Source organism: Grimontia marina, assembly GCF_900060185.1.
Taxonomy (GTDB): domain Bacteria; phylum Pseudomonadota; class Gammaproteobacteria; order Enterobacterales; family Vibrionaceae; genus Enterovibrio; species Enterovibrio marinus.
The window spans coordinates 1-6,713 of the sequence record NZ_FIZY01000102.1; the positions used below are offsets into that span (position 1 = coordinate 1).

At 46.8% G+C, this 6,713-nt stretch carries 5 protein-coding genes; 4 read left to right on the top strand and 1 reads right to left on the bottom strand.

Annotated elements, in window-relative coordinates; translation table 11 throughout:
- Positions 1–194: 194 nt before the first annotated feature.
- On the bottom strand, positions 195–1,787 hold the full coding sequence (locus GMA8713_RS24845) for an ABC-F family ATPase (RefSeq protein ID WP_062715265.1): 1,593 nt from the start codon (positions 1,785–1,787) through the stop codon (positions 195–197).
- Positions 1,788–2,045: 258 nt separating this feature from the next.
- Here GMA8713_RS24845 and GMA8713_RS24850 point away from each other — a divergent pair, with 258 nt between their 5' ends.
- The 4 genes from GMA8713_RS24850 to GMA8713_RS24865 form a co-directional block, all read left to right on the top strand.
- The gene (locus GMA8713_RS24850) at positions 2,046–3,854 is read left to right on the top strand and encodes a GGDEF domain-containing protein (RefSeq protein ID WP_062715269.1); all 1,809 of its coding nucleotides are present in this window, start codon (positions 2,046–2,048) and stop codon (positions 3,852–3,854) included.
- Between the two features lie 562 nt (positions 3,855–4,416).
- Entirely contained in the window at positions 4,417–5,226 is an 810-nt protein-coding gene (locus GMA8713_RS24855; RefSeq protein ID WP_232314568.1) for a sensor histidine kinase, read from the top strand.
- Complete coding sequence (locus GMA8713_RS24860) at positions 5,214–5,963, top strand: LytR/AlgR family response regulator transcription factor (RefSeq protein WP_062715268.1); 750 nt, start codon at positions 5,214–5,216, stop codon at positions 5,961–5,963. Before GMA8713_RS24855 ends, GMA8713_RS24860 begins: the two co-directional genes overlap by 13 nt.
- Before the next feature lie 116 nt (positions 5,964–6,079).
- A partial coding sequence (locus GMA8713_RS24865; protein ID WP_157515568.1) for an IS630 family transposase occupies positions 6,080–6,713 on the top strand: 634 nt, incomplete at its 3' end.

Consider the following 6,713-nt stretch of genomic DNA (forward strand, 5'->3'; position numbering starts at 1 on the left):
TACTTCCGGCACCTGTTCACGGAGTTGCCGACGCGTTCACTCGCCGATGATATGTCGGATCTGATGCCATGGAATGTTGATCTGAGCGATGTGGAATAAGGCTTCACCAGTTCATTAATCGCTTACAGTACTACCAGTAAAAACGAAAACACCCGCCTAGGCGGGTGTTCTTCTTTGCGTGACAGAAAGCGAAATTAGCCTTCAATACCACGTGATTTCAGGAACTCAGCGTAAGTACCTTTGAAGTCTGTGATCTTGCCGTCACGGATTTCGATAATGCGGGTTGCCAGTGAGTCAACGAATACGCGGTCATGCGATACGAAGAACAACGTGCCTTTGAATTGCTCAAGTGCAGTGTTCAATGATTCAATAGATTCCATGTCCATGTGGTTGGTAGGTTCGTCCATCAACAGCATGTTTGGTTTGTGCATCATGATCTTGCCAAGCAGCATTCTACCTTGCTCACCACCAGACAGCACTTTGACAGACTTCTTGATGTCATCTTGAGAGAACAGCATACGACCAAGGAAGCCACGAACGGTTTGCTCGTCATCACCTTCCTGCTGCCACTGGCTCATCCACTCCATCAGGTTCATGTCTTGCTCAAAGTCATGAGCATGATCCTGCGCGTAGTAACCGATGTTTGAATTCTCAGACCACTTGTATTCACCGGTACGTGGCTCTAGCACACCTGCCAGCGTGTTCAGAAGAGTGGTTTTACCCACGCCGTTCTCACCAATGATCGCAACACGCTCGCCCACTTCAAAAATGCCGCCGAAGTTCGCGAACAAATCAGCTTCAAAACCTTGGCTCAGGTTCTCGACTTCCAGTGCGTTGCGAAACAGCTCTTTTGACTGCTCGAAACGAATGAATGGGTTCTGACGGCTTGACGCCTTCACTTCACTCAGCTGAATCTTGTCAATTTGCTTTGCACGTGAAGTCGCTTGTTTCGCTTTAGATGCGTTTGCAGAGAAACGCGCAACGAAGGTTTGCAGCTCAGCAATCTGTGCTTTCTTCTTCGCATTGTCTGCCAGCAGACGCTCACGCGCTTGTGTCGCTGCTGTCATATATTCATCGTAGTTACCTGGATAAACGCGCAACTCACCATAGTCCAGATCAGCCATGTGGGTACATACTGAATTCAGGAAGTGACGGTCGTGCGAGATGATGATCATGGTACAGTTACGCTCGTTCAGCGTGTCTTCCAACCAACGAATGGTATCGATGTCCAGGTTGTTCGTTGGTTCGTCAAGCAGCATGATGTCTGGGTCTGCAAACAGTACCTGCGCCAGAAGCACGCGCAGTTTCCAGCCAGGCGCTACCGCGCTCATCAGGCCATAATGTTGCTCAACAGGAATACCTACCGCCAGCAGCAGTTCACCCGCTTTGGACTCTGCCATGTAGCCGTCCATCTCAGCGAATTCTACTTCCAGATCAGCCACTCGCATGCCGTCTTCTTCGCTCATTTCTGGCAGAGAATAGATACGGTCACGTTCTTGCTTCACAGCCCACAACTCTTTGTGGCCCATGATAACTGTGTCGATAACCGTGAAGCTCTCGTAGGCGAACTGATCCTGGTTCAGTTTGGCAACACGCTCATTAGGATCCACGCTGACGTTACCGCTGGTTGGCTCCAATTCACGGCTCAGGATCTTCATGAACGTTGATTTACCACAGCCGTTTGCGCCGATTAGGCCGTAACGGTTACCTTCGCCAAACTTAACGGAAATATTTTCGAAAAGTGGCTTGGCGCCAAATTGCTGGGTGATATTAGCTGTACTAAGCAAGGCAATATTCCTGAACTGAGAATGGAAAACGCCGCAAGACTACAGAGTTCGGCCCCCTACTTCAAGCAAACAGCGAAACAAGTCACACTTCTGTCATTCCCAGTCCTGATTAATGGGAAAAATTTGCGCCGCGTCCCAAGCTCCTACTTTCCGTCTGCAACACACAAAACTCGCAGAATTTCTAACTACACTTACTGGATGACCCCGTCTCAAATTATCAACACCCGTTGGCAGGCCAAGAAAAATTTCGAGAAAGCTATGAACAAGATGATCACCTCGACATTATCCCGCTTGATTACCATGCCTGTCCTTGGTCTGGTTATCGGGGTATTGTTTACGACTACGCTGGTTGCCGCTGCATCGACTAACGCATCTGCCGACTCAGTTGCCAAGCAGGTACTTTACATTAATGCCTTCCACCGCGGTTATGGTTGGAGCGATGAAATTGAGAACGGCATCCAAGATACATTTGATGCATCCGGCTCCAATATCGAACTTTCGATGGTTTACCTTGATTCCCTGAGATATCAGGGAGAATCTATCAGTGAAAAACTCGCTGAGTTATTAGCGATTAAGCGAGTCGCTAATTCAACAGACTTGGTCATTACATCTGATAACGCTGCTCTCGATTTTGCCCTACGCCATCAAAAAGTGCTCTTCCCAAGCCAACCCATTATTTATACCGCACTGAAAGATTTCCCTGCCGGGCCATTGAACACGGCCATCAACTCAACAGGGATTTCAGAATATATAGATTACAAAAATGCCGTAGACTTGGCGTTGTCGCTTCATACTGATGCAGATGCAATCGTATTTGTCGGCACAACAAAAGAAAGTCATAACCAACGCGTTGTCGATATCGTCAGGGAAACAGTGCTGCCCTCCTACGCCAATGTCATTGATACCGGAATCATCGTCGACAAGTCTATTGAAGCCCTAGACAAAGAGTTAAGCCAATTTCCTCCAAACTCATTGGTGTTTCTGTTGAGCAACACCCTACCCAAATCAGATGGCACAGAGTACAGCCCGGCAGAGACAGCAAGACTACTCTCTTCAATCACACCCTTTCCTGTTTACACTTATTGGCACTCGCACATCGGTCATGGCGCCATTGGCGGCCAGATAGTGACGGGGTATAGTCAGGGCAAGGCTGCAGCTCAGCTCGCACTTGAGATCATGTCAAAAGATGCAGCGGCACCCCTTCCTTCTGCTAAACCCGCACCCGCGTCTCTATTTTTCGACCTTGAGTCTTTGGACAAACACGATATATCACGTGATGCCTTGCCTGAGGGTACCCGCTTTATTAATTATCAGCCTCCTATTTGGCAGGAATACAAAACCGAAGCCTTAACGACTTTGGTGATCATTTTTGGTCTGGCCTCCTTGGTACTCGGTTTCTCACTGTTAACCAAACGACAAAGCGAGACCATCCACCAAATCAGTGATGAAAATGTCGAACTGAACCATGCATTGGATTTAAATCAGGAAGCGCTTGATGATGTCACTCACCAGTTAGAAGAAATGAATCCAATTGATCAGCTGACGGGACTGAGTAACTTCCGACACTTTAATGATATGCTCGACAAAGAACTTCGCCGAGCCAGTCGTTACAAGACACCACTAAGTCTGCTAACCATCTCTGTCGACCAATTTGAAGGCTACAAGTCTGCTGAAGGTGAAGATAAGACCAATAACGTGCTGACTGACATCAGTCGGGTCATCTCTGATACCTGTCAGCGCTCGTCAGATGTGCTCGCTCATTTGGCGAATGACAAATTCGCCATCATCCTCCCACATACAACGCGCGAAAACTCTCATATTGTTTGTCAAAAGATTCACGACAACTTACGTGTGAAGAACCTACCATTCATTCTATCTAGCACTGGCACGATCACGCTCAGCATTGGTTTATCTTCACTCGAAGCAAGCGGTGAGCGAATCAATCCGCAGCATATGTTTAATACCAGTGAAATGATGCGAATCGATGCAGAAAGACAAGGTGGAAATAATACACGCTCTGACATTATCACCACACACTCAGAGCCACGCTCTTCAAACAGTGGTTAAACTTTCAACGTGGGCTCCCTTTCACTCCCCGATAGCACCAATCATCATGATATTGGTGCTTTTATCGCATCTTACTTTCGTTATCTCATATTTGAGTTAATGTGGCTGCGTTGGTTGTTTTTCCTTAATTATTTTACGGAAAAGCTACTGTGCATCCGAAATACCTTATCGAAAGGCGCACATGTTTTATGCTGCGCCTCTTTTTTAAGCCCCATAAAAAGAGCATCTCTACCTATAAAAATAAGTCGGGAATCAAAATTCTCGATCATCTTCACCAATATAAGGACGACAGGGTATTTCACGGAAAAACAATAAAAACTAACATCGTATTTGTTAGGAAAGATAGAGCACAATGAACCCTACAATCTCATATTTTGAGCGCACGCGCGTTCTCATCGTCATCGGAATTTGTTCAGTAATTGCCTACATGACAGGCTTCATTTTCGGCGGCGCATTTTATTACCACTTGGCCATTTCGCTCGGCTACGGTGCGTCTTTCAATTGGTTACACATATTTCTAGCAAGAAACTTCCCCATATGGTCTAACCCCTTAAGGACCGCTGTGTCCGTCAGTATTGGCTCGATCATTGGCACCATGAATATGCAGCTTTGGATATACCAGTATCGAGGGTCCTGGCGAACAGAGTTTCTGCTGCCGACGCTGATATTCACCGTCTCTGTCGCGATTTTCACTGCCTGTTTTTTCTTCATGCGTGATCGAGCAAGGCAAGCGGAAAATGATCTAAAAGACGCGAAGCTCCGTCAAGCCGAACAGGAAAAGGCACTGATAAACAGCCAACTTAAAAGCCTGCAAGGCCAAATGGAACCTCACTTTCTATTCAATACACTGGCTAACATCCAGGTACTCATAGATATCGATGCTCCCAAAGCCAAAATGCTGCTCGAGAAAATCACTGATCTGCTTCGCGCCAGCCTCAAGCAGCAGCGTAAAGATACAATTTCGCTGCATGATGAACTAAAGCTACTCGACAGCTACCTTTCTATTCAGCAAATTCGCCTTTGTGACCGGATGGAGTTTGAAATAAAAGTCGATACCTCTATCTCAAAACAAACCCGGATTCCTCCATTTCTGATCCAGCCTGCAGTCGAAAACGCTGTGGTACACGGTATTGAGCCATCGGTTAAAGGGGGATACATCCAAATCAACTTTTCAAGACAGGAAGACATACTTACCATCGACGTTTCCGATAACGGCATTGGTTTCAATGAAGGTTCTAAAGGAAATGGTGTCAGCATGAAGAACGTGAAAGAACGCCTTTCAACGCTATATGGAGAGAAAGGACGACTTAAACTCATTCCCCATCAAGGAGGGGGATTCACGACAAGGATTTCATTTCAATGCGAGCAATAATTGCAGATGACGAGCCCATTCTCCGTCACCATTTGAGCAGGCTGTTAGGCGCCGTCTCTTACGATATAGATGTCGTTGGCAGTGCTAAAGATGGTATCGAGGCACTGGATCTCATTAAGACTCTTCAACCAGATGTGGTGTTTCTTGATATCAGGATGCCAGGATTGGATGGATTAGAAGTCGCCAACTTACTCAGTGAAATGCAAACACCACCCCGTATTATTTTCGTAACCGCTTACGATCATTACGCCATCGAAGCGTTTGAACACGGCGCGATTGATTACTTAATCAAGCCTATTGATGAAAAACGCCTCAACAAAACCTGCACTCGCCTAAAAACTCGCACTAAACCAACTCTGAATGCGGATGAATTTACCCAAATTCTTTCTCATGCTCAGGAAAAACGTTCTGCACCGCTCACATGGCTGAAAGCAGCTAAAGGTGAAGATATCCACCTTATTCACGTCGATGATGTAGAATACTTCCGAGCAGAGGATAAATACGTCACAGTGGTCACCAACGACTCGGAATACATTATCCGCACTCCACTTCGAAACCTTTCTCAGATGCTCTGTGAAGAAACTTTCTGGCAGATTCACCGCTCAGTCATCGTCAAAGTGTCCGCCATCAGACGAGTTTTCAAGGACATCACTGGAAAAATGGTCGTTGAAGTCTCATCCAACCAAAGTCAATTACCAGTTAGCAGAAACGCTCACTCTCTGTTTAAGCAAATGTAGAATACATCCTAAATAGCTGTTCCTAATAGTAGATCTCAAAGATAAGAGAAACTCAGTCCGCTTTGTGCGATCTGATCAATCGCCAAACCGAAACATACCGACAAAAGGACTGAGTGATGGCCATCATAGCACCGATACCTCGTGGCGAACGTCGTAGGATGAAAAAAGCGATACAGACTACCAAGGACAAGGATTATGCCCGCAGACTTATTGCTCTCATGCAACTCCACGAAGGCAAAACGATTGTCGATGTCTGCCGTATTATCAGTGCAGCCCGCTCCTCAGTGGGTAGGTGGATTGACTGGTTTACTCAAGGTGGTATGGATGCCCTGCACGCTTTGCCTGTTGGCAGACCGCCAACGCTTCCCGTTAGCGAAATGTGTGCGATGCTGACTATTCTGGTTCAGTTTTCCCCGCAGGATTTCGGTTATCAGCGAAGCCGCTGGAGTACAGAGCTTTTAACGATGCAGCTCAATGATGTATTCCAAAGTACAGTGGCGGCTTCTACGGTCAGGCGTTGGTTACCGAAAATCGGGATCGTCTGGCGTAGGGCGGCACCTACCCTCAATATTCGAGACCCTGACAAGGAAGAAAAGCTCGCTCAGATAAGTGAGGCGCTGGACAAATGCAGTGTTGACCATCCGGTGTTTTATGAAGACGAAGTTGATATCGACCTTAACCCCAAAATTGGGGCTGACTGGACGGTAAAAGGCCAGCAGAAAAAAGTGGTCACACCGGGACAGAACTGCA

Coding starts and splice junctions, on each gene's coding strand:
- GMA8713_RS24850 (WP_062715269.1), top strand. CDS start 2,046: ATGAACAAGATGATCACCTCGACATTATCCCGCTTGATTACCATGCCT.
- GMA8713_RS24860 (WP_062715268.1), top strand. CDS start 5,214: ATGCGAGCAATAATTGCAGATGACGAGCCCATTCTCCGTCACCATTTG.